The sequence below is a fragment of the Rhodococcus mengyinensis genome (genome assembly GCF_048381435.1).
Classification (GTDB): Bacteria; Actinomycetota; Actinomycetes; order Mycobacteriales; family Mycobacteriaceae; genus Rhodococcus_F; species Rhodococcus_F opacus_D.
Genome location: NZ_JBLWIT010000109.1, coordinates 83,442 through 109,222, shown reverse-complemented (window position 1 = coordinate 109,222; position 25,781 = coordinate 83,442). Strand labels below are relative to the sequence as shown.

Here is a 25,781-nt window from a genome sequence, read left to right as displayed (position 1 = left end):
CGCTGGGGAAGGTCGGTCTCAGCGTCGCATGGAGGCACGCCCCGAAAATCATCCGAACAGGGTGAAAGCTCGTGAGACGGTCTCGAACCGGATTATGCTCGGAGAATGGCCGGAATTCTCGTGGGGGATCCCGGATTATTGTGACCGAGCCCTGATCCGGGGTGACATCCGCGGATCCCCTCGGCATGTACGAAGAGAGGTTTTCCGGTGAACGATATCGACCCGGAGGATAGCGGGCCCATCGATTATCTCGTGGTGGAGTTCCCTGCCGACCGAAGACCGGACGGATCAGCGCTGGCGATCCTCCGCGAACTCGTCGAGCAGGGCACCGTGCGAGTGCTCGACCTGGTCTTCCTTCGCAAGGAAACGGACGGTTCCGTCGTGGCGATCGACGTCGTCGACGTCGGACTCGTGGGCGATATAGATGTGTCGCTCTTCGCCGAGGCCTCGACCGGCCTGCTCGACCTGACGGACATCGCCGACGCCGGATCCGTGCTCGAGCCGGGTGCCTCGGCCGCGGTACTGGTCTACGAGAACAGTTGGGCCGCACCGCTCGCAACCGCCCTGCGTCGCAGCGGAGCGCAGCTCGTGGCATCGGGCCGTATCCCTGTGCAGGGCATCCTGGCGTCACTCGACGCGCTCGAAGCCAGAAACTGAAACCGAGGACAACATCATGCCCGGACTCCTCCGCGGGATCGCCCGCACCGCCGTCATCGCCGGAACCGCGACGTCCGTGTCGAATCGAGTGTCTCGACGCCAGGGTCAACGGTGGGCGGCGAAAGAGCAACCGCAACAGCAACCACAGCAGCAACCGCAAGCCCCGCAGAACGAGGCCCCGGCCTACGCCCAGGCACCCCCGCCGCAGGCCGCCCCCACCCCCTCCGCGGGAGGAGGGAGCGTCGACCGGATCGCCGCTCTGAAGGATCTCGGAGAACTCAGAGCGCAAGGTGTGCTCACCGAAGCCGAATTCAACGCCGAGAAGGCAAAGATCCTGGCGTCCTAGGACGACCCCGGCAGTCGCCTACTTCATCCACGGCATGAAGGTCGCGAAGCCGGTGGCGACCACCCGCTGATACGACGACCCGATGACGCGGGCCAGTACGTCGAGGGCCTTCGCCTCCCAGCCGATGATCACCCGGGCTTTCCCCTTGCGGACTCCGTCGAGGATCGTCTTCGCGGCCATCTCCGGCGAGTGCAGGGCCAGCCGCTTGTCGAAAAAGTCCGCGAAGGTCTGTGCGTCCTCGTCCTCGGCGACAGTGGCGTTGCGGGCCACGGCGGTCTTGATGCCTCCGGGATGCACGCACGTCACCTCGACGGGGTGCTTGGCGATCAGCATCTCCTGCCGCAGCGACTCGGTGAAGCCGCGCACGGCGAATTTCGCGGCGTTGTAGGCGCTCTGGCCCGGCACGGCGATCAGCCCGAACAGGCTCGAGATGTTGACGACGTGCCCGTCGCCGGACGCGATCAGATGTGGCAAAAAGGCTTTGGTCCCGTTGACGACGCCCCAGAAGTCGACGTCCATGATCCGCTCGATGTCCTTGAACTCGGACTTCTCGACGTTGCCGTTGTAGCCGATGCCGGCGTTGTTGTAGACCTGGTGGACCGTGCCGAACGTTGTGACGACGGAGTCTGCGTATTCCAGCATCTCTTCCCGTTCGGCGACGTCGATTCGGTCGGACCTGACCTCCGCGCCCAGCGCCTTGGCCTGGCGGACGGTGTCGGCGAGTCCGACGGTATCGACGTCGGAGAGGGCGAGCCTTGCGCCCCTCTTCGCGAGATCGAGGGCGAGGGCCCGGCCGATGCCGGATCCTGCTCCGGTGACGACGGCGACTTTTCCTTCGAACGTGCTCATGTGGATGCAACCTTTGCTGTGTCGGGGTGAATTTCCTGGATGTGACGGCGCAGTGCCGCGCCGAGGTCGGTGACCGCCTCGCGTGCCTCGGCGAGGAGGCTGACCTGGAGGTGGAAGTCGTGCCACAGGTCGTCGAACCGGCGATGGTGGAGGACGCCCGCCGCAGCGGCGACGGCTGCTTCGATCTTCTCCGCGTCGACGGAGATCGGATCGTCGCCGGCCGTGTGCATGACGATCGGCGGCAGACCCGTCATGTCGCCGTACACCGGGGAGATGCCGGGCGATCTCGGATCGTGCTGTCCGGCATAGCGCGGGGCCCATTCGGCCGTCATGGACGGCAGGATGAGGGGATCGCGCAGCACCGGTCGCGACCTGTCGACGTCGATCGCGAGGTCGGCCCACGGGCAGATCAGGCCGAGCGCGGACGGGGCGGGGAGGCCACGATCACGCAGTGCCGTCGCCAGCGCCAGCGTCAGTCCGCCGCCGGCGGAATCCCCCGCGACGACGGTGGTGTCCGCGTCGAGGCCGTCGTCGAGTAGCCGGGAGTAGACCGCGACCATTTCCTCGAGGGCAATCGGGTAGCGGGATTCCGGCGAGCGTGAGTAGTCGGGGATCACCGCCGTCGTCCCGGCGGCTGCGGCGAGGTGCGCGACCAGGCCGCGGTACCCCTTCGCGCTTCCGAGGGCGTATCCGCCGCCGTGGAGGTAGATCAGCGTCCCCCCGGTGGTGTGCGCCGGCCGCACCCGCACAACGGGGACGCCGGCGACCGTGTCGCGCTCGAACCGGGTGCCACGCGGTGGGCGGGCGGCGGCCGTCACCATCTCGACCATGAGGCGCTTCGCCCCGACGGGCACGCGGTGGGACGCGAACAGTGGGCGTGCGCTGCGCAGGCAGGCCCGGATGGCACCCCGGCTGACGTTACTCATGCCGGCGCGCCGAACTGCAGAATTCCGTCGTGAACGGGGTCGTCGAGGAGCATCGTGGAGTCCTTCTCGTAGTGCATGAGAACCTTCCACGGCTCCGTGGACCCCTGGCGGGGCATGACGTCCTTGCCGCGCTGCACGTACCCGGACTGCAACTGGTCGAGCATGCCGATGTCCATCGCGGAGTTCTCGACGTCGCGGGGCGTCGCGACGGTGTGACCGCCCTCGTCCATGTACCGGAGCAGCCGGCACAGGTAGGCGCCCGCGATATCGGACTTCAGGGTCCACGGCGCGTTGGTGTAGCCGAAAACCCAGGCCAGGTTGGGGATTCCCTCGACGAGCACGCCCTTGTAGGTCATCTGACCGTGCAGCGGACGGGGCTGCCCGTCCACGGACAGTTCCATTCCGCCGAGCATCTGGATCTTCAGGCCGGTGGCGGTGACGACGACGTCCGCCTCCAATTCCCGTCCCGACTTCAGCAGGATGCCCTTATCGGTGAACGTGTCGATGTGATCGGTGACGATCGACGCGTCTCCCGACGAGAGCGCGGTGAAGAGGTCCGCGTCCGGCACCGCACAGAGGCGTTCGTCCCACGGCATGTAGTTCGGCGTGAAGTGGCTCATGTCGAATCCGGGGCCGAGGCGTCGTCGTACCTGCCAGAGCAGGAATCGACGCATCTGCCGCGGCCACCGTCGGCACGCCAGGTAGAGCCCGCGCTGGAGGGCGATGTTGCGCTTGCGGCCGAACGAATACACCCACTCGGCGGGCAGGAATCGGCCCAGCACCTCGGAGATCTTGTCGAGGGCGGGGATCGAGAAGATGTACGACGGCGAGCGTTGCAGCATGGTCACGTGCTCTGCATCGCCGGCCATCGACGGGACCAGGGTGACGGCGGTGGCGCCGCTCCCGATCACGACGACCTTCTTACCCGTGTAGTCGAGGTCCTCCGGCCACTGCTGTGGGTGGACGCACCGGCCCCGGAATCGGTCCGTGCCCGGGAAGTCCGGCAGGTGGCCGGCGTCGTAGTCGTAGTAGCCGGTGCAGCTGACCAGGTACCCGCAGGTGTAGGTGCGGATGTCGCCGGTCGCCTCGTGCAGGGCGGTCACCGTCCAGCGTTCCTCGGCCGTCGACCAGTCCGCCCCGACGATCTTCAGCCCGTAACGGATCTTGTCCTCGATGCCGAACTCCCGCGCGGTGTCCGCGATGTACCGGCGGATCGACGCACCGTCCGCGAGCACCTTCGAGTCACGCCACGGCCGGAACTTGTAGCCGAACGTGAACATATCGGAGTCGGAACGAATACCGGGGTAGCGGAACAGGTCCCACGTACCGCCCAGCCGCTCGCGGCGCTCCAGCACCGCGATGGTCTTGTGGGGGAACTCGGCCGTCACCTGGCAGGCCGTTCCGATGCCGGACAGTCCGGCACCGATGATCAGAACGTCGAAATGTGTCGTGCTCATGGCTTCCTCGCGCTTCTGCCTGCTGGGTTCGCAGGATGGGGTACAAACAGAATGACTGTGTGCCACGTCACAGGTCTTGACACTTTCGGACATGCTTTTAGCATTTCCCGACATCGTTTCCGGCGAGAGGAGAGTTGACCCCGTGGGAAGTCTGATCCGGGCCACGAACCTCTGGGGGTACGGCGACCTGATGCGGGAGCTGGGCGCCGACCCGGAGTCGTCCCTCGCGCGCTTCCACATCCCGCCGGGAGTCGAGCACGAGGAGGACGCGTTCGTGTCGTTCGAGGCGGTCGTGCACGTGCTGGAGGCCGGCGCCGCCGACCTGGGCTGCCCGGACTTCGGGCTCCGGCTCTCGCACTGGCAGGGCCTGGACATCCTCGGGCCCGTCGCCGTGATCGCGCGGAACGCCCAGACCGTGCACGGCGCATTCGAGGCGATCGCTCGCTACTTCTACGTGCACTCGCCCGCCCTGAAGCTGACCGTCGAGCCGCGCACCGCAGGCGACGTCCGGTTCGTCTACGAGATGACGGAACCGTCGCTGCCCTATCTGCCTCAGGGATACGAGCTGGCGATGGCCAACGGCGTCCGCATCCTTCGGCTACTCGGCGGCCCGGACGCGCGTCCCTCGCTGATCTCGTTCGTGCACGACCAACTCGGGTCGGACGCCGCCTACCGCGGCGCGCTGGACTGCCCCGTCCTGTTCGGTCAGACGTGGTGCGGGTTCGAACTGCCCCGAGCCCTGGCGGACCGGCGGATCGACAGCGCAGATCCGGAGACCCGGCGCATCGCCACGAAATACCTGGAAACGCATTACCTGCCGAGCACCGCGGCGCTGTCCGAACGCGTGGCCGAGTTGGCCCGGCGTCTGCTGCCCACCGGCCACTGCAGCGCCGAGGCCATCGCCGACCAACTGTCGATGCATCCGCGCACGCTGCAACGGCGGCTGGCCGAGGAGGGTGTGCGATGCCAGGACCTCATCGAACGGGAACGTCGCGCCCAGGCGGCGAGATACCTCGCCGAACCGGGATTTCATCTCGGCCAGATCGCGGGACTCCTCGGCTATACCGAACAGAGCACCCTCAACCGTTCCTGCAGGCGGTGGTTCGGGAAGACGCCGAGGCAGTACCGGGCCGACCTGCACCCGTGAGTACTTATTAACCGCGGGCGGTTAATAAGTACTCACGGGCGGCGGAGCCGCAGGGCTACTTGACGCCGCCGGCGGTGAGGCCGGACACGATGCGCCGCTGCAACAGCAGCACGATGATGACGAGCGGGATGGTCACGACCGTTCCCGCTGCCATCACGGACGTGAACGGCTCCTCGTGCGGCTTGCTGCCCGCGAATTGTGCGATGGCGACGGTGGCCGGCTGGGTCACGTCGTTGGACAGCTGGCTGGAGATCAGGTACTCGTTCCACGACGCGATGAACGCGAGGATCGCGGTGGTGAACAGTCCCGGCGCGGCCAAGGGTAGCAACACCATTCGGAAGGCCTGCCGCCTGCTGGCCCCGTCGATTCGGGCGGCCTCCTCGAGTTCCCACGGCAGTTCCTTGAAGAACGCGGTGAGGGTGTAGATGGTGAGGGGCAGCACGAACGAGATGTTCGGGATGATCAGCGCCTGGTACGTGCCGAACCAGCCCATCGACGTGAACAGCTGGAACAGCGGTGTCAGGACGGCGACACCCGGGAACATCGACGCCGCCAGGATGATTCCGAGAACGACGTGCTTTCCCCGGAACTGCAGTCGCGCCAGCGCGTACGCGGTGCCGACTCCGACGACCAGACCGATCGCGGTGGTGACGGCGCCGATGATCGTGCTGTTGACGAGTGCCCTGGCGAAGTGGTTGCCCGCCTCCGTCGAGAACACGCTCGCGAAATTCTCCAGCGTGACGTGGGTGGGCCACGGGGTGGTGTCGAACGTGTAGTCGGAGTGGCGGAAGGCGGTGACCACCATCCAGTAGACCGGGGCCAGACCCCAGACGACGATCACCGCCAGGCCCAGGTAGGCGCGGATGGAGGCGAGCGACGGTGCCCGGTGCCGGCGTGCCACCGCGGCACGGGGGATCCCCGGTGTGACGACTGCTGTGGACATGGATCAGGCCTTTCGCTGCTGCTCTTGGGTGTCGATCACGTTGACGCCCATCACCTTCACCAGTACGTAGGCGACGGCGAAGATGAACAGGAACGTGATCGTGGAGAGGGCGGACGCGCTGTTGAATCCCTGGCGCATCTGGTCGATCACCAGGATCGACAGCGTGGTGGTGGCGGTGCCGTCGCCGCCACCGCCGCCGGTGAGGATCGCCGGGAGGTCGTAGATCCGCAGGACGTCGAGCACCCGGAAGAGGACCGCCACCAGGATGGCCGGCTTGATGAGGGGCAATGTGATCGACCGGAATCGTTGCCACGCATTGGCGCCGTCCATCCGCGCCGCCTCGTACACCTCGGCGGGCACCATCTGCAGTCCGGCGAGGATCAGCAACGCCACGAACGGTGTGGTCTTCCAGGCGTCGGCGATCACGACGGCGAACCGGGCGGGCCACGTGTCACCGGTCCACAGGATTTCCGTGCCGAGCAGTTTGTTGGCGATGCCGTCGTAGGCGAAGACGAAGTACCACAGCTTCGCGGTGACGGCGGTCGGGATGGCCCACGCCACGAGAATGCTGGTGCGTAGCAGTGCCCGACCGCGGAACGCCCGGTTCATGATGGTGGCGAACCACAGTCCCAGCGCGACCTCGATGGCGACGGTGACGACGGTGAAGAACACGGTGACCCACATCGACTGCCAGAACAGCGACCCCAGCGTGCCGCCGGGGCAGGACACCGACGCTCCGGTCGTGTCGGTGCACCGCTGGAACAGCCAGTGCGTGTAGTTCGACAGACCCGCGAAACCCTGGTCGACGAACTTGCCGGTGGCGGGATCGATCGTCGGGTCCTTGAACAGCGACATCACCATGGCACTGACCACCGGGTACAGAACGACGATGCCCAGCAGGATCATGGTCGGCAGGATCAGGAACATCGCCGCCTTGCTGCGGCCCTTCCGCGGTCGCGCGCCCTGCGGTTCGCCGGATCTCGCGCCGTCCCGACGTGGGGGAGCGGGCGTCTTCTCGAGTGAGAGTTCGTGAACGGTCATCGGCTGTCTCCTCTAGGACCCGGCCGCGGCGATCGCGGACTGGATGTCGGCGGCGGCCTGGTCCACCGTCTTCTCGCCTTTGATCGCGGCGTAGGCGTTGTTCTGCACGGCCCGGGTGACCGCGGGATAGAACGGGGTGACCGGCCGGGTCACGGCGTTCTCGATCGACGTCTTCAACGTGGGGAGGTACGGGTACTGCTCGATCAGTTCCGGGTCGTCGTAGACGTCGGCGCGGACGGGGGCGAGCGATCCCTGCGACAGGAAGAATGCCTGTGACTTCTTCTCCAGGAAGAACTTCAGGAAGTCCGAGGCGGTCGCCTTGTGCTCGGAGTACACGTTGATCGCGGCGCTGTGCCCGCCGAGTGTCGAGTGACCGGGTCCGCTCTTCCCCGGCAGCGGCGCCACCGCGAACTTGCCCGACACTGCGGAACTGCCCTGACCGTCCATCAGGCTGTACGCGTACGGCCAGTTGCGCATGAACAGCAGGTCGCCGCTCTGGAACGCCTGCCGTGCCTGCTCCTCCTGGAACGTGACCGACTCGCGGGGGATGGCACCCGAACGGTAGGCGTCGACGAGCGATTGGAGGCCCGCCTTGGCTTCCGGGGTGTTCATCGTCGGGGTCACGCCGTCCGGTCCGAGGATCGACCCGCCCGCGGTGTTGATGGCCTCGGACGCGTTGACGGTCAGCCCCTCGTACTTGGCGTACTGCCCGGCGTAGCAGCCGATTCCGGCGTGCTGTGCCGTCCCGCACGCGCCGAGGAGTTCGTCCCAGGTGGCGGGCGGATGATCCACCAGGTCGGTGCGGTAGTAGAGCAGGGCGCCGTCACTGGTCTGCGGGGCCGCGTACAGGACGTCCCCGTACGTGGCCCCCGCGACCGTCGCGGGAAGCAGGCCGGACGTGTCGATCGCCATCGGGCCCTCGAGCGGTTGCAGCCATCCGCGGGCCGCGAATTCGGCGGTCCACACGACGTCGACGACGGCGACGTCGTACCCGGAGTCGCGGGACTGGAAGTGCTGCACCAGGTCCTCGTGCTGCTGGTCTGCCTGGTCGGACTGTTCCTTGAACGTCACCTCCTCCCCGGGATGGGTGGCGTTCCACTCGTCGATCAGCGGCCGGATGACGTTCGAGTTGTCCTTGCCCTGCACGTAGGTGATGGGTCCGCGGCCGTCGAGGTTCTCCTTCTCCGCCTGCGCGGCGGCGTCGAGGCCCTGATCGGCGCAGGACGTCGCCGCGAATAGGACGCCGACGGCCACCGCGCAGGCGGCGACGCGCTTCATCGTGATTCACCCGCGCCCGGTTCCGACAGCCACACCGCGGCGTCGGACGGGAGAACTCCGCCGGTGATGTCGGCGACCGAACCGAGTACGACGGTCAGTCCTTCGGGCAGTGTGATCGGTTCGGCGCCGGTGTTCACCCAGCACTGCACTGTGCCGCGGGTGAACGCGAGCACGTCGCGGGGAGTGTCGAGCCACTCGACGGCATGCGGGGTGTCGAAGAATTCTCGTCGCAGTTCGAGCGCCTCGCGGTACAGCGTGAGGAACGACTCGGGGTGGCCGGCCTGCGCTTCCGCGGTGTGCGGGGCCCAGTGCCCCGGCTGCGGAAGCCACGTGTCCTCCTCCGCGTCGAACGGGGAGAAGCCGTACGGCACTGCGTCGTTCGACCACGGGATCGGAACCCGGCAGCCGTCCCGGCCGCGGTCGGTGAAACCGGTCTGGAACCACGTCGGATCCTGCCGGACCTCGTCGGGAAGGTCCTCGACCTCTTCCAGTCCGAGTTCCTCGCCCTGGTAGATGTATGCGGTGCCCGGCAACGCCAGCTGCAGCAGCGCGGCCGCGCGGGCACGACGCCGACCCAGTTCGTGGTTCGGTTCCTCGAGCGCCCAGCGGGCCCGCTCCCAGTCGGTTTCGACCAGGTGGTCGGGCTGTGAGCGCGAGTAGCGGGTGACGGTGCGGGGAACGTCGTGGTTGGAGAGCACCCACGTGGCGGGTGCGCCGACTGTGGCCGCCTGCTCGAGCGCGTCGTCGATCACGGCGCGGATGCTCACAGAACGCCAAGGGGCTCGCAGGAAGTCGAACTGGAACGCGGTGTGCAGCTCGTCGGGGCGCAGGTACCGGGCCAGGCGGTCGTTGCCGGGCACCCAGGCCTCGGCGACGAAGACGCGGTCGGCGTAGGTGTTGGCGACGGCCCGCCAGCCCCGGTACACCTCGTGGACGGCATCCTGATCCCACGCGGGGTGGGGGTCGGTGTGCTGCGAACCGGGAAGGCGCTCACCGGCATCGGGGAGTGCGGGATCCTTGGCCAGGCCGTGGGCGACGTCGATCCGGAAACCGTCGACGCCCTTGTCGAACCAGAAGCGCAGGATGTCCTCGAACTCCGCCCGGACCTCGGGGTGCTCCCAGTTGAGGTCGGGCTGGGCGGGAGCGAACAGGTGCAGGTACCACTCGCCGGTGTCCAGGCGGCTCCATGCGGGACCGCCGAACGCGCTCTGCCAGTCGTTGGGCGGCTCGTCGCCTGCCGGACCGCGGCCCGGGCGAAAGATGTACCGGTCGCGTGCCCCGGGCTCGTCGCGGAGGGCGGCCTCGAACCAGCGGTGCTCGCTGGAGGTGTGGTTGGGCACGATGTCGAGGATCACGCGGATCCCCAGCTCGTGGGCCTCGGCGATGAACGCCTCCCCCTCCGCGAGCGTGCCGTACGACGGCTCGATGTCACGGAAGTCGGCCACGTCGTAGCCGGCGTCCGCCATCGGCGACGGGTACCAGGGATTGATCCACACGGCGTCGACGCCGAGGTCGGCGAGGTAGGGCAGCTTGGAACGCAAGCCGGTGAGGTCGCCGATGCCGTCGCCGTTCCCGTCGGCGAAGCTGCGGATGTAGACCTGGTAGACGACGGCCGTCTTCCACCAGGCTTCTGGGTGCCGGCTCGCGACGGTGGTTGCGGTCGACTCCACGGACTGGGTCATCGAATCTCCTCGGTGGGGGATGGGATGGGGGAATGTGATGCGTAAACGTTTGCGTAAAGAGCGTGAGGCACGTCACAGGGGCCTGTCAACTCGAGTAGTGAGATTTCTTTTGCGCACTTCAGCGCCACGGATTCTGTGAGGATTCAACGCAAATATTTGCGTTGCTCGCTTACTGTGGGAACGTGATCCCCAAGCAGTCCGTCAACATGGCCGACGTCGCGCGCCGCACCGGCGTCTCGATCGCCACCGTCTCGCGCGCGTTGCGCGGCGAACGCGGCGTCTCCGAGGCGACCCGATTGCGAATTCAGAGGGCCGCCGACGAGTTGGCGTACGTCATCTCACCCGAGGCGTCGAAGCTGTCGGGTGGCGCGACGGGCCGGGTGGCCGTCGTGGTGCCGTGGATCGACGCCTGGTTCTACTCGCGGATTCTCGCCGGCATCGAACACGAACTCCGCGCCGCGGACCTGGACGTGTTGCTGTACTGCCTCGAGGAGTCGTCCCAGCGCGAATCGTTCTTCGAACGGCTTCCCTTGCGCCGCAAGGTCGATGCCGTCATCGCCGTGGCGTTTCCTCTCACCGGGCCGGAGCGGGCGCGGCTCGAGGAGATGGATGTGACCGTGGTCGTCATCGGCGCGCACGCCGGCGAGTTCCCGTCCGTCCGGATCGACGACGAGCTGGCCGCGCGTCAGGCCGTCGGGCACCTGATCAGGATCGGCCACACCCGGATCGGAATGATCCGCACCGTGGACCCGGAGGGTCAGTACTGGGAGGGCGACATCGCCCGGGTGGCGGGGTTCCATGCCGCTCTCGCCGACGCCGGACTCGACGACGACTGCACGGCGACAGTTCCCTGGGGAATCGAGGGCGGTGAGCGCGGCATGGAACTGCTGCTCAGCCGTGCCGAGGTGCCCACCGCAGTGTTCTGCCATTCCGACGAGGTCGCCGTCGGAGCGTTGCGCACGCTGCGACGTGCGGGGGTTCCCGTTCCGGCCGGGATGTCGGTGATCGGGATCGACGATCACCCGACGGCCGAGCTGGCAGACCTGACCACGGTGCGGCAGCCGGTCGGGGAACAGGGCGCGGCGGCCGGCCGGGTGGTCGTGGAACTACTCAGCGGACGGGAACCTGCGGAACGGGCGGTCGTGCTCCCGACCCACCTGGTGGTTCGGGGCTCGACCGCCCGCCCTCCGGAACTCTGACGTCAGCGCACGAGACGCTCGCCCGCCGCGTCGGTGGCGAAGAGGTGCGCGTGTGCCTCGTCGACGCGGACGTGCACGACCTGGCCCTTTTCGGGTGGGTTCCGCCAGTCGACCCGTGCGACCAGGCTCTCGACCCGGCCGTTGACCGTGGTGCGGCCGAACACGAATGCCTCGGAGCCGAGTTCCTCGACGACGTCGATCTCGAGTTTCAGTCCGCCGGAGTCGGCGATCTCGACATGCTCGGGCCGGATCCCGAAGATCACCTCACGCCCGCCCGCCGCGGTCAGGGCGTCGCGGGGAACGGGAACCAGCTGGTCACCGATCTGCACCCCGCCGTCGGTGACGGGCACGGTGAACAGGTTCATCGACGGTGAACCCATGAATCCCGCGACGAAGACGTTTGCGGGCCGGCGGTAGAGCTCGCGAGGGGACGCGCACTGCTGCAGCACGCCGCCCTTGAGGACGGCGACCCGGTCGCCCATCGTCATGGCCTCGACCTGGTCGTGGGTGACGTAGACGGTGGTGGTGCCGAGTCGGCGCTGGAGCTGGGCGATCTGGGTGCGGGTCTGCACCCGGAGTTTCGCGTCGAGGTTCGACAGCGGCTCGTCCATCAGGAATACCTGGGGTTGCCGGACGATGGCGCGGCCCATCGCCACCCGCTGTCGCTGGCCGCCGGAGAGGGCCTTGGGTTTGCGGTCCAGGTAGGCGCCGAGGTCGAGCATGTCGGCGGCTTCCCCCACGCGCCTGCGGATTTCGGACTTGTCGGTACCCGCGAGTTTGAGGGCGAAGCCCATGTTCTCCGCGACGGTCATGTGGGGATACAGCGCGTAGTTCTGGAAGACCATCGCGATGTCGCGGTCCTTGGGTTCGGAATGCGTGACGTCGCGGCCGCCGATCAGGATCTGCCCGCCGTCGACGTCCTCGAGTCCGGCGAGCATTCGCAGCGAGGTGGATTTGCCGCAGCCGGACGGGCCGACGAGGACGAGGAACTCGCCGTCCTCGATGTGCAGGTCGAGTTGATCGACCGCGGGGACGTCCGAGCCGGGAAAGAGCCTGGTCGCGCGGTCGTACGTGATTGTTGCCATGAGAAATGAATCCCTCCACCGGCAGGAACGTGCCGGACGATCCGAGTGTTAGGGGTGTGTCGGCAGGTACCGACGAGGAAGAACTATGGCCTAGATCACAGTGCTTGTCCACTTGGAGGCGAGCAGGCTTTGTTCTCGAAAAGACGGAAGTGTGTATTGATGAAAATCCAAAGGTCCTCTACTGTCAGCGTGACACCCCTCACTCGCAGATTTGAAGAGGACACGAGACATGGCTCTGACAATTGGCATCGACGTGGGTGGCACGAAGATCGCAGCCGGCGTGGTCGACACCGAAGGAGTCATCCACCGGATGGTGCGTCGTGACACCCCGTCCCACGATGCGCGCCGTGTCGAGAACGTCATCGCCGAACTCGTCCGCGAACTGGCGGACACCCACCCGGTGCAGGCGGTCGGCATCGGCGCGGCCGGCTTCGTCGCCGCGGACCTGAGCACCGTGCTCTTCGCCCCGAATCTGGCCTGGCGCAACGAGCCTCTCGGTGAGGTGGTCGAAGCGGCGTGCGGACTGCCGACGGTGGTCGAGAACGACGCCAACGCCGCGGCATGGGGCGAGGCGCGTTTCGGGGCCGGGCGGACGGGGCAGACCGTCGTCGTGCTCACGGTCGGAACCGGGATCGGCGGCGGCATCGTCGTCGACGGCGTGCTCCATCGCGGCAAGTTCGGTGTGGCCGCCGAATTCGGGCATCTCAACGTCGAACCGCACGGTCGCCGATGCGGTTGCGGCAACCACGGCTGCTGGGAGCGTTACGCCAGTGGGCGGGCGCTCGTCCGCGAAGCGCAGGATCTGGCGAACGTCTCGCCCGGTTTCGCCGCCGACCTCCTGACCCGCGCCGGCGGACGGGCGGACGCCATCACGGGCCTGCACATCACCGCGGCCGCGCAGGAGGGCGACCCCGCCGCGCTCGAGTGTTTCCGGGTGATCGGCTCCTGGCTGGGGCACGGCATGGCGGACATCGCGGCGTTCTTCGACCCCGACCTGTTCATCATCGGCGGGGGAGTGTGCGAGGCGGGCGAACTGCTGCGCGGTCCCGCCGCCGCCGCGTTCGAGAACCGTCTCACCGGACGCGCACACCGACCGGTCGCCGAGGTGCGACTGGCTGAACTCGGCGCGAACGTCGGCATCGTCGGCGCCGCCGATCTGGCCCGGGAACGAGTTCTCGGGCTCGCACACAACGGCTCACGAGTATCTGGAGGAGTGCAATGTCCAATCGGTTGAGTCTTCCCATTCCGGTCGCCGAGGTGTGGGACTGGCAGAGGGACGCCGCATGCCGCGGCTACGAGTCGTCCACGTTCTTCCACCCCGACCGCGAACGTGGCCGGGCACGCGAGATGCGGGACTTCCGCGCCAAGATGATCTGCCGCGGATGCCCCGTGCTGGTGCAGTGCCGGGAGCATGCGCTCAGTGTCGGTGAACCGTACGGTATCTGGGGTGGACTCTCCGCGAACGAGCGTGAAGAGCTCCTCGCCAATCACCAGGGCCGGGTGGACGAGGCCGTCGCGGAATCCTTCGGCTTCGATCTGGCGCGCCAGGCCTGAGCGCGAGCGGTCAGCTTCCGGCGGGCAGCATGACCACTCTGCTGTTGTCGGTGTCCGCGACGTACACGTCGCCTCGGCTCGACACGGCGATCCCCTCCGGCTGGTCCAGCCCGGAGAACGGGAGAACCTCCTGCTCGTCCGAACCGGCGGCCAGCCGCAGGATGCGATTGTGGTTCTGATCGATGGCGTACACGGTTCCCTCCTCGTCGACCGCGACACCACCGACGCTCTGGAGGTCGGTGAACGGCAGATAGCTCTGGGCATGGGTGGCGGCGTTCCACGCGAGAACCTTGTTGGGCGTGCCGACGTAGAGATCCCCGTGTTCACTGACGGCGACGGCGAACGGGCCGATCACCGTCAGCGGCACCGCGACGGGAGCCGCGGTGACGTCGTGCAGCGACATCACCCGATTGTTCAGGGTATCGGCGACATACAGCGTGGCGTCCGGCCCGAGTGCAATTCCGAACGGCTGGTCGAGACCGGCGAACGGCATTGGCACCTGGGTGCTGCCGTGCAGCATCGTCACGGTGTTGGTCACCAGATCGGAGACGTACACGTCGCCGGACGCACTAACCGCGACTCCCTGCGGAACCTCGAGTCCCGTGAAGGGAAGAACTGTCTGCTCGTACGTCCCGGCGCTCACTTTCAGGACCTGTTTGGCCGCGCTGTCGGCGATGTACAGGTCTCCGGTGCCCGAGACCGTGAGCCCGGCCGGACCCTGTAGACCGGTCAGCGGGAGCTCGACCTGTGCGCTCGTCGACTCCTCTCCCGGCCAGGCGACATAGGCGACGGCCGCGACGACGAGGACGAGGACGCCGGCCAGCAGCGCGGCGAGCACCCGGCGCGTCCGCCGCCCCCCGACCGTTGCCGGTTTCGTGGGCGCCGCACCCGGCTCGGTGTCGGGGCGGGTCACGTCCGGGCCGCTCGCGCGGGTGGTCGCGGCGGGGTCGGCCAGGGCAGCAGGCCGGGTCACGTGGCCGGGCCCGGTCCACTCGATCGCGCGGATGGCGTCGCTGAACTCACGACAGGTCGAGTAGCGCTCTTCGCGGTTCTTGGCCATGGCGCGCGCGACGACCGCATCGACACCGGTGGGCAGCCCGGGGCGCACCACGCTCGGCTGGGGAATCGGTCCGTTCAGATGGCCGTGCATCACCGAGGACGCGGTGTTGCCGGGGTACGGCGGTTCGTTGGTGAGCAGGTGGAAGAAGGTGCAGCCCAACGCGTAGATGTCGACGCGATGGTCGAGTTTCTCGCCCTCGATCTGCTCGGGCGCGGCGTAGTGCAGGGTCGCCACCAACATCCCGGTGCGGGTCAGCTGATGTGTTTCGTCCAGGGCCTTGGCGGTGCCGAAATCGGTGAGCAGGACCCGTTCGGGGTCGCCCGGCGCGAGCAGGATGTTCGCCGGCTTCACGTCGCGGTGCAGAATCCCGGCCTCGTGGGCGTGGTCGAGTGCCTTCCCTGTCTCGCTGACGATGTGCACGGCGCGTTCGACGTCCAGGGCGCCGGAGCCGAGCGCTTTCCTGGCGTCGCTGCCGGGAACGTACTGCATCGCGATCCACAACCTGCCGGCTTCGCGGCCGCGGTCGTGGACGGTGACGATGTTGGGATGATCGAGATGCGCGGCGTGGTCTGCTTCCGATTCGAAGCGTGACCGGACGTAGTCGTCGTTCGTCCACGACGTGTCGAGCAGTTTGAGGGCGATCTTGCGCGGCAGGTTGGGATGCTGGGCGAGGTAGACGGTACCCATGCCGCCTCGTCCCAGAACCCGTTCGATCACGTAGCCGGCAAACACCGTGCCCGGTTCGAACTCGCCGCTCACATCGGCTTCACCGCCTCCCTGGGCCCTCCATCCATTGAACCCCGACGCCGGGTCAGTCCGGTAGCCGCCGCATCTCGATGACGGTCAGTCCCAGCGCGTCGAAGCGTGCCAGCATGCCCCGGAGATCTGTCGGGCTGTCGACCGGGCCGTAGAGCGTGGTGTCACCGGTCGTGACGTCCGAGACGTCCAACTCGGGGAACGCGGCCAGCACCCGATCGGACAGGGCGCCGCTGATCAGGAAGGCGTACCTGACCTTGCCGGGCCAGTTCGATTCAGGACGCACCACGGCGGGCTCCTTCATTCGCATCGTCGTTCCAGAACTCGGTCAGCCGTAGATTTCAGGGTGACCGACGAAACGGCAACGCGCCTCACCCGCAAGTGGTGAACCGGCTCAGAGCAAGCCGTTGTGTTGCGCGGCGGCGATGGCGTCGCGGCGGGAGGTGACGCCGAGCTTGCGGTAGATCCCGCGCAGGTGGGTCTTCACGGTGTTCACCGACACGCACAGATCTGCGGCGATCTGCTCGGCGGTCCGCCACGACGGAAGTTCCACGAGGAGTTCCAGTTCGCGGGGAGTCAACATGTCGGACGCAGCACTCTCCGACCGCGGGAACGACGCTCGGAGCCTCTCCGCGAAGGGTTCGAGGACACCGAACCGGCCAGTGCTCCGCACGAGTAGTTCCCGGATCTGCGGTCCGCAGTCGTGGAACGGGCGCAACGCCGACTGCGGTTCGGCGAGACGCAACGCCTCGGTGAGCGCGCTGTGGGCTCGTGAATCATGTTTGCGGGCAAGCGCGATCGACGCGTCGACGAGCCATGCCGCGATCAGGTTGGTTCCCGCCGCGCACTCCAGTTCACCGTCCAGGACGGGTTGGAGTGTCTTACGTGCCAGGTCGAGGCGATGGAGGTGCAGATGGACGATCGCCTCGACGACGGCTGTGTCGCCGGTGGGTCCGAGAAGGGCATGCGTCTCGGACGCCAGCTCGTGCGCCCACCCCGTCTCGCCGGCGAACAGATAGGCGTACTGGATGGCAGGCAGCAACACCGCCCGGATGCCGGGCGGAACCGGCAACGAGGACGACACGGGGCTCTCCGCGTGCAGCGTCGTCACCGAACTGTGCCGGTTTCCGGTCTCGTCGAGACCGAACAGGGTGGCGGCGCCGTCGGCGAAACCCGCCGTCTCGGTATTTGCGCGACGCAGCGCCTCGGCGGACTCGGCGGCGAGACGTGCGGCATCGGGGTCCATCCGAATGTAGCGGCACCAGGAGTCGATGAGCTTCGCCAGCTGGAATGTCGGATCGCCCGTTGCAGAATGGGTCCGGCCGATCGCCAGTGCCTCGTCGGCCAGCGCGGACGCCCGCACCACGTCTCCCCGCGACATCGCGACGCCACCGAGAGTTCCCAGGCAGTACATGACGCCCAGCGGCGCATCGCCGAGTCGAGCGTGGGCCAGCGACTTCCCGAGCACGACCTCCGACTCGTCGTTCCGCCCGAGGAACAGCAGCGCGCGCCCTTCCTGGAGCAGGACGAACGCGTCGAGGTCGGGATCGCCGCTCGATCCGACACCCACGCTGCGCAGCCGGTTCAGGGCGGTCTCGATGTCGCCGGTGCCGATCGCTGTCTGCACTCGGAGCGATTCGCGGAGCAGCAGGTGTAACCGGGACTCGGCGGCACCGTCCACCAGCAACCCCGACCGCCTGCGGTCGAGAAGCTCGAGGGTGGACGTGGCCACCGGGATGTTGCCGGATGCGAGCGCCGCGGCGGCGCGGATGAGCCGCGCCGACGGGTGGTCCTGCGAAGATCGGGGTGCCCGGGTGAGGAGCCGGTCGACGGCCTCTCCATGACCTCCGACGATCAGGGCCAGCGAAGTCCGGGCGAGCAGCGCCACGATCTCGTCGTGATCACCGGAGTTCACCGCGTGCTCGAGTGCGAGCAGCGCGTCCCCGAATTCGTCGTGCCAGTGGGCGGCCGTCAATTCGAGATGCTCGACTTCGACGTGTCCGATCCGGCTGATCTCCGCCCGCAGATAACTCCGCAGCAGCGGATGGTAACGATAGTGGGTGGGGCTGTCGGTGATTCGGCTGATCAGAAAATTGTGGTGTTCGAGCCAGTCGATGTTGCCGTGCGCATCCGTGCAGCCGGTGAGCTTCTCCGCGAGTTCGACTGTGAACGAGGCCGGTACGGACGTGCGCAGGAGGAACTCGCGCATCTCGTCGGTCTGGCCGGCGAGGACCTCCTCGATGAGATAATCGGCAACGGCCCGGCGGTCGCCCGTGAACTCGGCGATCAACCGGCTCGGATCCGGATGTCCTTCCAAAGACATTCCCGCCAAACGAATTCCGGCAGCCCAGCCCTCCGTGCGATCCATCAGCGCGTCGAGATCGTCCGCGCTCAGCACGACGTCGTGCTCGTCGAGCATCTCGGCCGCCTCGTCGGACGTGAAGGCGAGATTCTTGGCTGAGAGCGTGAACAGCTTGCCGTCCAGGCGAAGTCGCTGCAATGCCAGCGGCGGCTCGAACCGCCCGATGATGACCGTTCGCAGCATCGGAGGTTGCCAGCGCATGAACGACTCGAGGTCGGTGAGTACGTCGGTGTCGCGAAGGAGGTGGGCGTCGTCGATGATCATCCAGATGTTCTCGCCGAGTTCGTGCAACGCGGCCGACAACTGCGCGCCGAGGTCCGGTGCCTCGGAATCGAGCCCGGCGCAGGCCTTCTGCACGCGAGGATTCCCGGTGTCGGTGAGTGAGCGAAGGATCGCCCGGTGGACGACGTCGAGGTCGTTGTGCCGCTCCTCGATCGTGAGCCACGCAATGGTCGGAGCGTCGCCAGCGGCGAGCAGTTCCCGCGCCCAGTCGGCCACGGCCCGCGTCTTTCCCGACCCGGCCGGTGCGCAGACGAGCGCCACCGGGCAGGGATGGGCGTCGTCGGTGAGCGCTTCGGTGAGCATGGTGTGCAAGCGGGTCCGGGTAACCGTCCGACCCCCTGCACTCGTAGGTATTCGAGTGCTCAGATGAAATTCGCCGAGAGGTGCTGCCGTCACGCCGACCCCCAATTCTCGCTGCACCGAGAAACGATCTTCGACAAACGCCAATCCCCGACGCAGTGGGCCGGTGGGACGATTTTAGCGAGAATGCGTTGTTTTGTGTGGGTGAACGTGTTTTACCGAGCGGGAACGCCACGCTGTCGTGATGGTGTTCAGACTACCTCGTCATCGCGATCGTGCACCCGATTCGGAGTCCGTCACTCCGCGGGGACCTGAGAAAATTGGCCGAAGCCGCGTTGCAGGCGTGAGCCTGCGGAAGCATTCGACACACTCGTCAACGGAAGTAGACAGGATGCACACACAAGTGGTGCCGGCCGCGGGCCACCCGATCACGAACTCGACGCGTTGCGGGCCGAGGTGCGAACGTTCCTGCGCGAGCAGATCGACGCCGGCGTGTTCACACCCGGTGTGGACACTGGCTCACCCGGTGGAATCCGGACTTCACGAAGGCCCTCGCAGCCCGCGGCTGGCTGGGCATGACGATCCCGGCGGAGTACGGCGGGCAGGGTCGCACGTTCATGGAGCGGTTCGTCGTCACCGAAGAACTGCCGGCCGTCGGCGCGCCCGTCGCCGCACAGTGGGTCGCGGACCGGCAGGCCGCACCGTCGCTGCTCACCTACGGCACCGAGGAACAAAAGCAGCGGTTCCTCCCGGGAATCGCGGGCGGCGAGATCAGCTGGGCGATCGGAATGAGCGAACCGGAATCGGGCTCCGACCTCGCGAGCGTCCGCACGAAAGCGGTCCGGGTCGACGGCGGCTGGCGGATCACCGGGACCAAATTGTGGACGTCCGGCGCCCACCTCCTGTCGATGTCGGGCGACCACCATTTCAACGAGGTGATCCTCGACGACGTGTTCGTGCCGGACGAGTTGGTGCTCGGCCGCATCGGCGAAGGCTGGAAGCAGGTCACGTCCGAACTCGGGTTCGAACGCAGTGGCCGGAACGGTTCATGTCCACGTTCCCGATCCTCGCCGCGATGGCCGAGGAAATCCGGGAGGGACGGCTACCGGCCGATGCCCGCATCGGAGCGCTCGTCGCCCGGACCTTCGGCCTGCATCACATGTCCCGCGCGGTGTCGGAGGCATTGGGGCGTGGTGACGACGCCGAGCTGGGCGCCTCGGTGGTGAAGGTCCTCGGCCCGAAGGCCGAGGGTGATATCGCCACCTCGTCGAGGAACTGGCCGGCGAACCGGAGGCAGGCAGCGAACGGTTCGCCGAACTGGTCCGTGCCGGCGTGATGCAGCGCCCCGGGTTCACCCTGCGAGGCGGTACGAGTGAGATTCTGCGCGGTGTCATCGCGCGGGGATTGGGGATGCGCTGATGACCGGACCGGCAACCGACACCGAGATGCGGGAGTTCGCACGCATGCTCGACCAGGTCTTCGCCACAGATCGGCGGGGAACGGGGCCTGTGGGCGCTCATCACAGACGGGTAGGCGGCTTCGCCGCCCGTGCGCCTTTCTGGTTGTCCCAGCTACCAAAAAGGCGCACGGGCGCGAAGCGCCTACGGCGTGACGATCGGGAACGCGCTGTCGGGTGCGTCGAGGAGTTCCGTGAGGACAAGGAGCTTCGACGGGTCACCCGTCACCTCGATGCCCTCCAGTCCCTTGCCGGCGAACAGTCCGAGCAACTGCATCTTCGTCAGGGTCAGTGAGACGTCCGGTTGCGTCGTGGTCCTCGGCGCGACCGTCTGGATGAGCGCACCGTTGGACAGCGTCGTCCGGTAGTGCGCTTCGGGTTCGGTGAAGTGCCACTCCGCGACGAGGGACTTGTCCCAGGCGCGTGGGCCGTTGATGCGGAGGGCGACGGAGTCGAAGATCTGCTCGATCGTGAGTGCGCTCAGCATGTCTGCGCCGAGGTCGCTGAGCGGCGGGGCGACGATGCCGCCGCGCAGTTCGAGTGCACCCGTGAGGTAGAAGTTGCGCCACGTCGCGTTCTCCGCACCGAACCCGAGTTGCTCGTAGGTGCGGGCGAGCAGTTCTTTCGCGTCGCTGTCCGACGGGTCTGCGAACACCGCATGCTTCGAGAGTTCGGCGGCGAACCGGAAGTCGCCGTCGTCGAAATACCGTTGAGCCTTGGCCCGGACCTCGTCCTGACCGCCCATGCATTCGACGTACCGCGTGGCCGCGTTCTCCGGTGGGTGCTGCCACAGCGACGTCGGGTTGCCGTCGAACCAGCCCATGTACCGCTGGTAGATCGCCTTCACGTTGTGGCTCACCGAGCCGTAGTAACCACGTGCGTGCCAAGCGGATTCGAGAGCAGGCGGTAGCGGGAAGTCCTCGGCGATCTCGATTCCCGTCATCCCGGTGTTGAGCATCCGCAGGGTCTGGTCGTGCAGGTACTGGTACAGGTCGCGCTGCTGCGACAGGAATGTCACCACCCGGTCGCGACCCCACGTCGGCCAGTGGTGGGAGGCGAAAGCGACGTCGTAGCCGCCGTCGAACATCTCGATCGCCTGGTCGAGGTACCGCGACCAGGCGCGGGGGTCCCGGACCAGCGCGCCCCGCAGCGTGAGGAGATTGTGCAGATTGTGGGTGGCGTTCTCCGCCATGCACAGTGCCCGGTGGTCGGGGAACAGGAAGTTCATCTCGGCGGGCGCCTCCGTCCCCGGCGTCACCTGGAAGACGATCCGGATGCCGTCGACGGTTTCCTCCTGGCCGGTGTGGGTGATGTCGACGGTCGGTGGGATCAGTCCGGGTCGACCCGTCGAGGTGTTCGTTCCGAGCCCCGCCCCGAGGTGCCCGCGCGGGCCCTTGGGGAGCAGCGGTCCGTACATGTAGGTGGCGCGCCGGCCCATTGCCGTTCCGGCATAGACGTTCTCGGAGACCGCGTGTTCGAGGAAACCTTCGGGGGCGAGGATCGGGACGTCGCCGCGACCGTCCGGGAGAACGCCGACGACACCACCGAAGTGATCGATGTGGGAGTGCGTATAGATGACTCCGGTGACGGGCCGGTCGCCACGGTTCTTCCGGTACAGCGCGAGCGCTGCTGCCGCCGTTTCCTGCGAGATCAGCGGGTCGATCACCAGGACACCCGTCTCGCCCTCGACGATCGTCATGTTGGACAGGTCGATTCCGCGTAGCTGGTAGATGCCCTCGGTGACTTCGTACAGACCGTTCTTCGCGCACAGTTGCGACTGACGCCACAGGCTCGGGTGGGCGGTGTCCGGGCAGTCACCGTTCAGGAACGAATACTCCTGCATGTCCCACACCACGCGACCGTCCCCACTCGTGACGGTGCAGGGGTCGAGACGGTCGACGAAACCGCGGTCGGAGTCCTCGAAATCGGTGGTGTCCGAGAAATCGGGTGTCATGATTCTTCCTTCTCGTGTCGCGGTGGGGAGGGGGCAGGAACCGGTGCAGGGGGAGTGGGAGCGCTGCTGAGAATCGTGTTCACCCACCGCGTGGACGGGTCGATGTCGATCAGCAGCGCCTTCGCCATCAACGACAACGGGATTGCCAGGATCGCGCCGAGCGGCCCGAGGATCCACGCCCAGAACACCAACGACAGGAACGTGAACGTCACGGACAGGCCCACCGCGTCACCGACGAACTTCGGCTGGATCACCGACTGGATGATGACGTTGATGACGCTGTACACGACGATGACTGTCAGCATCAGTCCTGGACCGCCCTGGAGCAGTGCGAGCAGGGCCGGCGGAACCAGCCCCAGGATGAACCCGACGTTCGGGATGTAGTTGGTGATGAACGACAGCAGTCCCCACAGGATCGGCAGCGGAATTCCCAGCGCCCACAGTGCCCCGGTGTCGATGACGGCGACGATCAGCCCGAAGACCGTGGACACGATCAGGTACGTGCGGGTCCCGGCCGAGAACGACGTGAGAGCGGTGGCGATGTCGGGACGCATCTGCGTGACGATCCGCATCCGCGCACCGTAGGAACTTCCGTCGACGGCCATGAACAGCAGAAGGGCGAGGACGAACAGCAGATTCGAGAAGACACCCAGCATTGACTGCAGGATCGCCTCCACGAAGCCGAAGACCTTGCCGTAATCCACCTGGGAGAGCAGGGTCTGGGAATCGGTCGAGTTCACGCCGTTGCTGTTCAGGAAGCTCTGGGCGTCATCGATGAGGGCGGTGAAGTCGTCCGCGTACTCCGGTAGGAGCGTGGCGAGCTGGGCGACCGACAGGGCCAGCGACAGCACGAGGACGAGAATGATGCTGTTGACGACCAGGATCGCTGCGATCGTGGCGAGCCAGGTCGGGAGACCTTTTCGGTGAAGCCATTCGGGCAGCGGGTGAACCGCGACGGTCAGCATGAGCGCGAGGAAGATCGGGCCGACTATCGACGCGGCCACCTGGATCCCCGCCACGGTGACGACGAGCGCGGCCAGGCCGAGGATCACGATCAGGCCCCGCGGCATCGACCACTGAGAATCCGGCGCCGCGCCGGATACGTCCTGCGGATCGGTCATCGCGTGTCCCTTCGCAACAATCGGCCAACGGGGTGCCCCGAATCGACTGTTGCACCCGGCCGACGACGACACATCATCCGTTGCAGATGAGGATCACCCGGCGCGGATGATGCCGATGCCATCGCGAAGCCGCAGGATTCCACTGTTCGAGCACATCCTTTCGAGAAGGGCATGGACATGACGACACATCCGGAGTCCAGGACCACCAGCCCTGTCAAACAGGGCTTTGCCGCGGGAACGTCGCTGGCAGCGGCGATATTGCTGCTGACCGTCGGCGTGATCTCGTTCTTCCAGGGCATCGCCGCGGTTGCGTCCGACGACCTGCTGGTCATCGGCGTCCAATACACCTATCAGTTCGACACCACCGCGTGGGGATGGATCCACATCGTTCTCGGTGTCGTCCTCGTGATCAGCGCGATCGGCCTCATGACGGGCGCCACCTGGGCCCGTGTCGTGGCCGTCTGCATCGCCGCGCTGTCGATCCTCGCGAACTTCCTCTGGCTGCCGTACTACCCGCTGTGGTCGATTCTGATCATCGCGCTCGACGTCGTCGTGATCTGGGCGGTCACCACCTGGGACACCGCCAGGGACTAGGACGATGACGACGTGGTGAGTTCCGCGACCGGCACCTGGCCGGTGTTCGGCTCGCTGCAGGAGTATCAAAAAGGATGGGTCAGGCCCGACGTGATCGCGGGCCTGACCGTGTGGGCCGTGCTGGTACCGGAGGCCCTGGCCTACGCGACCATCGCGGGAGTTCCTCCTGTCGTCGGTCTGTACGCGGCGATACCCGCCCTGATCCTTTACGCGGCGGCCGGCAGTTCCCGGCATCTGGTGGTGGGGCCGATGTCGGCGACGGCCGCCCTGTCGGCTGCCATCGTCGCGCCGCTCGCCGGGGCGGACGGCGGCAAGTACGCGGCCCTGACAGCAGTGCTGGCGATTGCCACCGGCATCGCCGGGCTGCTCGCGGGGCTCCTCCGTCTGGGCTTCATCGCGTCGTTCATTTCGGAGCCGGTGCTGAAGGGCTTCATCGTCGGGCTGGCTCTGACCATCATCATCGGGCAGGTTCCTGCCCTCCTCGGCGTGGAGAAGGAGCACGGCAACTTCTTCGAACAGGCCTGGGGAGTCGTCAGCCACCTGGGCGACATCGACTGGGGCACACTCGTCGTCGGTGTGCTCAGTCTCGTCGTGGTTCTCGGATTCACACGGTGGCTGCCGCTCGTCCCCGGTTCGCTGCTGGCCGTCCTCCTCGGTATCGCCGCGGTCGCCGTGTTCGGTTTGGACGGTCGAGGTGTCGACATCGTCGGTCACATCGACTCCGGTCTGCCGTCGGTGGGACTGCCGGACGGTGTCGGCTTCGACGACTACATCGACCTTCTCGGCCCCGCAGTGGGCGTGCTGCTCATCGGGTTCGCCGAAGGGCTCGGTGCCGCGAAGACGTACGCCGCGAAAGAGGGCTACGAGGTGGACGCCAACCGGGAACTCCTCGGTCTCGGGACAGCCAATCTCGGCTCCGGGCTGTGCTCGGGGATGGTGGTGAACGGCAGCCTCTCCAAGACGGCGGTCAACGGCGGGGCCGGCGCCAAATCGCAGGTCAGCGGTCTCGTCGTCGCGGTCCTGACCGTGGTGACCCTGCTGTTCCTCACCGGACTGTTCGAGAAACTCCCCGAGGCGACGCTCGCCGCGGTGGTCATCGCCGCCGTCATCGAACTCGTCGACATCTCCGCGCTGCGCCGGCTCTACGGGGTGTGGACCGAAAGGCTCGGCAGCATCTACGGATACGCCGCGCGAGCCGATTTCGCGGCCGCCCTCGCCGCGATGGTGGGCGTGCTCCTGTTCGACACCCTGCCCGGACTCGTCATCGGCATCGGCGTGTCGATGCTGCTGCTGCTCTACCGGGCGTCGCGTCCCCACGTCGCGGCGCTCGCGAAGGAAGGGTCGCTGTGGGTGGACGCCGAGCGTCACCCCGACCTCCCGACCACACCGCACGTGGTCGTGGTGCGCGTCGAGGCGGGACTGTTCTTCGCGAACGCCGATCACGTCAAGGACCGCATCGAGGACATGTGCACCGACGACACGCGCGTGGTGGTCCTCGACGCCGAGACGTCGCCGTTCGTCGACGTCAGTGCCGCGCAAATGCTCGTGCAGTTGCGGGATGTGCTCGCGCGCCGGGGAATCGAGCTACGTGTGGCGCGGGACATCGGGCAGTTCCGGGACACGATACGAACCTCGGGTTCGGGCGCGACCCCCGTCGGCCTCTATCCGACCGTGCGAGAGGCTCTCGCAGAACCGCACCGACAGTAGGCGCTCCGCACCCGTGCGCCTTTGT

General features: G+C 67.1%; 21 protein-coding genes and 1 pseudogene. 9 read left to right on the top strand and 13 right to left on the bottom strand.

Annotated features, from left to right (window positions below; translation table 11 throughout):
- Positions 1 to 207 precede the first annotated feature (207 nt).
- Both ACNJ7E_RS23065 and ACNJ7E_RS23060 read left to right on the top strand, forming a co-directional pair.
- Complete coding sequence (locus ACNJ7E_RS23065) at positions 208 to 657, top strand: DUF6325 family protein (RefSeq protein WP_280782948.1); 450 nt, start codon at positions 208 to 210, stop codon at positions 655 to 657.
- 16 nt (positions 658 to 673) lie between these two features.
- Positions 674 to 1,003, top strand: a complete 330-nt coding sequence (locus tag ACNJ7E_RS23060) for an SHOCT domain-containing protein (protein WP_009477323.1) — start codon at positions 674 to 676, stop codon at positions 1,001 to 1,003.
- An 18-nt stretch (positions 1,004 to 1,021) separates the two neighbouring features.
- Here ACNJ7E_RS23060 and ACNJ7E_RS23055 read toward each other — a convergent pair whose 3' ends face one another.
- The 3 genes from ACNJ7E_RS23055 to ACNJ7E_RS23045 are packed head-to-tail and all read right to left on the bottom strand — an operon-like array spanning position 1,022 to position 4,235.
- Positions 1,022 to 1,852 carry an SDR family NAD(P)-dependent oxidoreductase gene (locus ACNJ7E_RS23055; protein ID WP_280782946.1) on the bottom strand — a complete coding sequence of 277 codons (831 nt, stop codon included), beginning with the start codon at positions 1,850 to 1,852 and terminating at the stop codon, positions 1,022 to 1,024.
- Positions 1,849 to 2,778, bottom strand: coding sequence for an alpha/beta hydrolase (locus tag ACNJ7E_RS23050; RefSeq protein WP_280782945.1), 930 nt, complete (start codon positions 2,776 to 2,778; stop codon positions 1,849 to 1,851). The genes ACNJ7E_RS23055 and ACNJ7E_RS23050 overlap by 4 nt, the downstream gene beginning before the upstream one ends.
- Positions 2,775 to 4,235, bottom strand: coding sequence for a flavin-containing monooxygenase (locus tag ACNJ7E_RS23045; protein WP_418341058.1), 1,461 nt, complete (start codon positions 4,233 to 4,235; stop codon positions 2,775 to 2,777). Before ACNJ7E_RS23045 ends, ACNJ7E_RS23050 begins: the two co-directional genes overlap by 4 nt.
- Before the next feature lie 190 nt (positions 4,236 to 4,425).
- On the opposite strand from ACNJ7E_RS23045, the gene ACNJ7E_RS23040 reads away from it, so the two are divergent.
- A complete protein-coding gene (locus ACNJ7E_RS23040; protein ID WP_418341094.1) occupies positions 4,426 to 5,382 on the top strand; it encodes an AraC family transcriptional regulator in 957 nt (318 codons plus the stop codon).
- A 55-nt stretch (positions 5,383 to 5,437) separates the two neighbouring features.
- Here ACNJ7E_RS23040 and ACNJ7E_RS23035 read toward each other — a convergent pair whose 3' ends face one another.
- The 4 genes from ACNJ7E_RS23035 to ACNJ7E_RS23020 are packed head-to-tail and all read right to left on the bottom strand — an operon-like array spanning position 5,438 to position 10,326.
- Positions 5,438 to 6,325: a carbohydrate ABC transporter permease gene (locus ACNJ7E_RS23035; RefSeq protein ID WP_418341057.1), complete on the bottom strand. Its 888-nt coding sequence runs from the start codon at positions 6,323 to 6,325 to the stop codon at positions 5,438 to 5,440.
- A 3-nt stretch (positions 6,326 to 6,328) separates the two neighbouring features.
- On the bottom strand, positions 6,329 to 7,366 hold the full coding sequence (locus ACNJ7E_RS23030; protein ID WP_280782943.1) for a carbohydrate ABC transporter permease: 1,038 nt from the start codon (positions 7,364 to 7,366) through the stop codon (positions 6,329 to 6,331).
- A 12-nt stretch (positions 7,367 to 7,378) separates the two neighbouring features.
- Complete coding sequence (locus ACNJ7E_RS23025) at positions 7,379 to 8,644, bottom strand: ABC transporter substrate-binding protein (RefSeq protein ID WP_418341056.1); 1,266 nt, start codon at positions 8,642 to 8,644, stop codon at positions 7,379 to 7,381.
- A complete protein-coding gene (locus ACNJ7E_RS23020; protein ID WP_283332799.1) occupies positions 8,641 to 10,326 on the bottom strand; it encodes a glycoside hydrolase family 13 protein in 1,686 nt (561 codons plus the stop codon). The genes ACNJ7E_RS23025 and ACNJ7E_RS23020 overlap by 4 nt, the downstream gene beginning before the upstream one ends.
- A gap of 182 nt (positions 10,327 to 10,508) precedes the next feature.
- Between ACNJ7E_RS23020 and ACNJ7E_RS23015 the strand changes: the two genes are divergently transcribed.
- The gene (locus ACNJ7E_RS23015; protein WP_283332800.1) at positions 10,509 to 11,525 is read left to right on the top strand and encodes a LacI family DNA-binding transcriptional regulator; all 1,017 of its coding nucleotides are present in this window, start codon (positions 10,509 to 10,511) and stop codon (positions 11,523 to 11,525) included.
- A gap of 2 nt (positions 11,526 to 11,527) precedes the next feature.
- Here ACNJ7E_RS23015 and ACNJ7E_RS23010 read toward each other — a convergent pair whose 3' ends face one another.
- Positions 11,528 to 12,610, bottom strand: a complete 1,083-nt coding sequence (locus tag ACNJ7E_RS23010) for an ABC transporter ATP-binding protein (RefSeq protein ID WP_283332801.1) — start codon at positions 12,608 to 12,610, stop codon at positions 11,528 to 11,530.
- Positions 12,611 to 12,839: 229 nt separating this feature from the next.
- Here ACNJ7E_RS23010 and ACNJ7E_RS23005 point away from each other — a divergent pair, with 229 nt between their 5' ends.
- Together ACNJ7E_RS23005 and ACNJ7E_RS23000 are read left to right on the top strand one after the other, a co-directional pair.
- The gene (locus ACNJ7E_RS23005) at positions 12,840 to 13,844 is read left to right on the top strand and encodes an ROK family glucokinase (RefSeq protein WP_283353937.1); all 1,005 of its coding nucleotides are present in this window, start codon (positions 12,840 to 12,842) and stop codon (positions 13,842 to 13,844) included.
- Entirely contained in the window at positions 13,829 to 14,164 is a 336-nt protein-coding gene (locus ACNJ7E_RS23000; RefSeq protein ID WP_005562098.1) for a WhiB family transcriptional regulator, read from the top strand. The genes ACNJ7E_RS23005 and ACNJ7E_RS23000 overlap by 16 nt, the downstream gene beginning before the upstream one ends.
- A gap of 10 nt (positions 14,165 to 14,174) precedes the next feature.
- Here the strand turns inward: ACNJ7E_RS23000 and ACNJ7E_RS22995 are convergent, their stop codons facing one another.
- The 3 genes from ACNJ7E_RS22995 to ACNJ7E_RS22985 all read right to left on the bottom strand — a co-directional run bounded on the left by ACNJ7E_RS22995 (position 14,175) and on the right by ACNJ7E_RS22985 (position 18,927).
- Positions 14,175 to 15,983, bottom strand: a complete 1,809-nt coding sequence (locus ACNJ7E_RS22995) for a serine/threonine-protein kinase PknD (RefSeq protein WP_418341055.1) — start codon at positions 15,981 to 15,983, stop codon at positions 14,175 to 14,177.
- 52 nt (positions 15,984 to 16,035) lie between these two features.
- Positions 16,036 to 16,284 carry a DUF8691 family protein gene (locus ACNJ7E_RS22990; protein ID WP_005253439.1) on the bottom strand — a complete coding sequence of 83 codons (249 nt, stop codon included), beginning with the start codon at positions 16,282 to 16,284 and terminating at the stop codon, positions 16,036 to 16,038.
- 90 nt (positions 16,285 to 16,374) lie between these two features.
- Positions 16,375 to 18,927, bottom strand: a complete 2,553-nt coding sequence (locus ACNJ7E_RS22985; protein WP_418341093.1) for a winged helix-turn-helix domain-containing protein — start codon at positions 18,925 to 18,927, stop codon at positions 16,375 to 16,377.
- A gap of 388 nt (positions 18,928 to 19,315) precedes the next feature.
- On the opposite strand from ACNJ7E_RS22985, the pseudogene ACNJ7E_RS22980 reads away from it, so the two are divergent.
- Positions 19,316 to 20,343 (top strand): annotated as a pseudogene (locus ACNJ7E_RS22980) (acyl-CoA dehydrogenase family protein).
- Between the two features lie 182 nt (positions 20,344 to 20,525).
- Here ACNJ7E_RS22980 and ACNJ7E_RS22975 read toward each other — a convergent pair.
- Positions 20,526 to 22,334 (bottom strand): alkyl/aryl-sulfatase, encoded by a 1,809-nt coding sequence (locus ACNJ7E_RS22975; RefSeq protein WP_418341054.1) that lies wholly within the window; start codon positions 22,332 to 22,334, stop codon positions 20,526 to 20,528.
- Positions 22,331 to 23,455, bottom strand: coding sequence for an AI-2E family transporter (locus ACNJ7E_RS22970; RefSeq protein ID WP_283332806.1), 1,125 nt, complete (start codon positions 23,453 to 23,455; stop codon positions 22,331 to 22,333). The genes ACNJ7E_RS22975 and ACNJ7E_RS22970 overlap by 4 nt, the downstream gene beginning before the upstream one ends.
- A gap of 171 nt (positions 23,456 to 23,626) precedes the next feature.
- On the opposite strand from ACNJ7E_RS22970, the gene ACNJ7E_RS22965 reads away from it, so the two are divergent.
- Together ACNJ7E_RS22965 and ACNJ7E_RS22960 are read left to right on the top strand one after the other, a co-directional pair.
- Complete coding sequence (locus ACNJ7E_RS22965; RefSeq protein WP_283353941.1) at positions 23,627 to 24,049, top strand: DUF7144 family membrane protein; 423 nt, start codon at positions 23,627 to 23,629, stop codon at positions 24,047 to 24,049.
- Between the two features lie 12 nt (positions 24,050 to 24,061).
- Positions 24,062 to 25,756 carry a SulP family inorganic anion transporter gene (locus tag ACNJ7E_RS22960; RefSeq protein ID WP_283332810.1) on the top strand — a complete coding sequence of 565 codons (1,695 nt, stop codon included), beginning with the start codon at positions 24,062 to 24,064 and terminating at the stop codon, positions 25,754 to 25,756.
- Positions 25,757 to 25,781: the final 25 nt, after the last annotated feature.

What these genes read in the sequence shown, in the direction of transcription:
- ACNJ7E_RS23060 (WP_009477323.1), top strand. Translation starts at nt 674, where the DNA reads ATGCCCGGACTCCTCCGCGGGATCGCCCGCACCGCCGTCATCGCCGGA.
- ACNJ7E_RS23055 (WP_280782946.1), bottom strand. Translation starts at nt 1,852, where the DNA reads ATGAGCACGTTCGAAGGAAAAGTCGCCGTCGTCACCGGAGCAGGATCC.
- ACNJ7E_RS23050 (WP_280782945.1), bottom strand. Translation starts at nt 2,778, where the DNA reads ATGAGTAACGTCAGCCGGGGTGCCATCCGGGCCTGCCTGCGCAGCGCA.
- ACNJ7E_RS23045 (WP_418341058.1), bottom strand. Translation starts at nt 4,235, where the DNA reads ATGAGCACGACACATTTCGACGTTCTGATCATCGGTGCCGGACTGTCC.
- ACNJ7E_RS23040 (WP_418341094.1), top strand. Translation starts at nt 4,426, where the DNA reads ATGCGGGAGCTGGGCGCCGACCCGGAGTCGTCCCTCGCGCGCTTCCAC.
- ACNJ7E_RS23035 (WP_418341057.1), bottom strand. Translation starts at nt 6,325, where the DNA reads ATGTCCACAGCAGTCGTCACACCGGGGATCCCCCGTGCCGCGGTGGCA.
- ACNJ7E_RS23030 (WP_280782943.1), bottom strand. Translation starts at nt 7,366, where the DNA reads ATGACCGTTCACGAACTCTCACTCGAGAAGACGCCCGCTCCCCCACGT.
- ACNJ7E_RS23025 (WP_418341056.1), bottom strand. Translation starts at nt 8,644, where the DNA reads ATGAAGCGCGTCGCCGCCTGCGCGGTGGCCGTCGGCGTCCTATTCGCG.
- ACNJ7E_RS23020 (WP_283332799.1), bottom strand. Translation starts at nt 10,326, where the DNA reads ATGACCCAGTCCGTGGAGTCGACCGCAACCACCGTCGCGAGCCGGCAC.
- ACNJ7E_RS23010 (WP_283332801.1), bottom strand. Translation starts at nt 12,610, where the DNA reads ATGGCAACAATCACGTACGACCGCGCGACCAGGCTCTTTCCCGGCTCG.
- ACNJ7E_RS23005 (WP_283353937.1), top strand. Translation starts at nt 12,840, where the DNA reads ATGGCTCTGACAATTGGCATCGACGTGGGTGGCACGAAGATCGCAGCC.
- ACNJ7E_RS23000 (WP_005562098.1), top strand. Translation starts at nt 13,829, where the DNA reads ATGTCCAATCGGTTGAGTCTTCCCATTCCGGTCGCCGAGGTGTGGGAC.
- ACNJ7E_RS22990 (WP_005253439.1), bottom strand. Translation starts at nt 16,284, where the DNA reads ATGAAGGAGCCCGCCGTGGTGCGTCCTGAATCGAACTGGCCCGGCAAG.
- ACNJ7E_RS22985 (WP_418341093.1), bottom strand. Translation starts at nt 18,927, where the DNA reads ATGCTCACCGAAGCGCTCACCGACGACGCCCATCCCTGCCCGGTGGCG.
- ACNJ7E_RS22975 (WP_418341054.1), bottom strand. Translation starts at nt 22,334, where the DNA reads ATGACACCCGATTTCTCGGACACCACCGATTTCGAGGACTCCGACCGC.
- ACNJ7E_RS22970 (WP_283332806.1), bottom strand. Translation starts at nt 23,455, where the DNA reads ATGACCGATCCGCAGGACGTATCCGGCGCGGCGCCGGATTCTCAGTGG.
- ACNJ7E_RS22965 (WP_283353941.1), top strand. Translation starts at nt 23,627, where the DNA reads ATGGACATGACGACACATCCGGAGTCCAGGACCACCAGCCCTGTCAAA.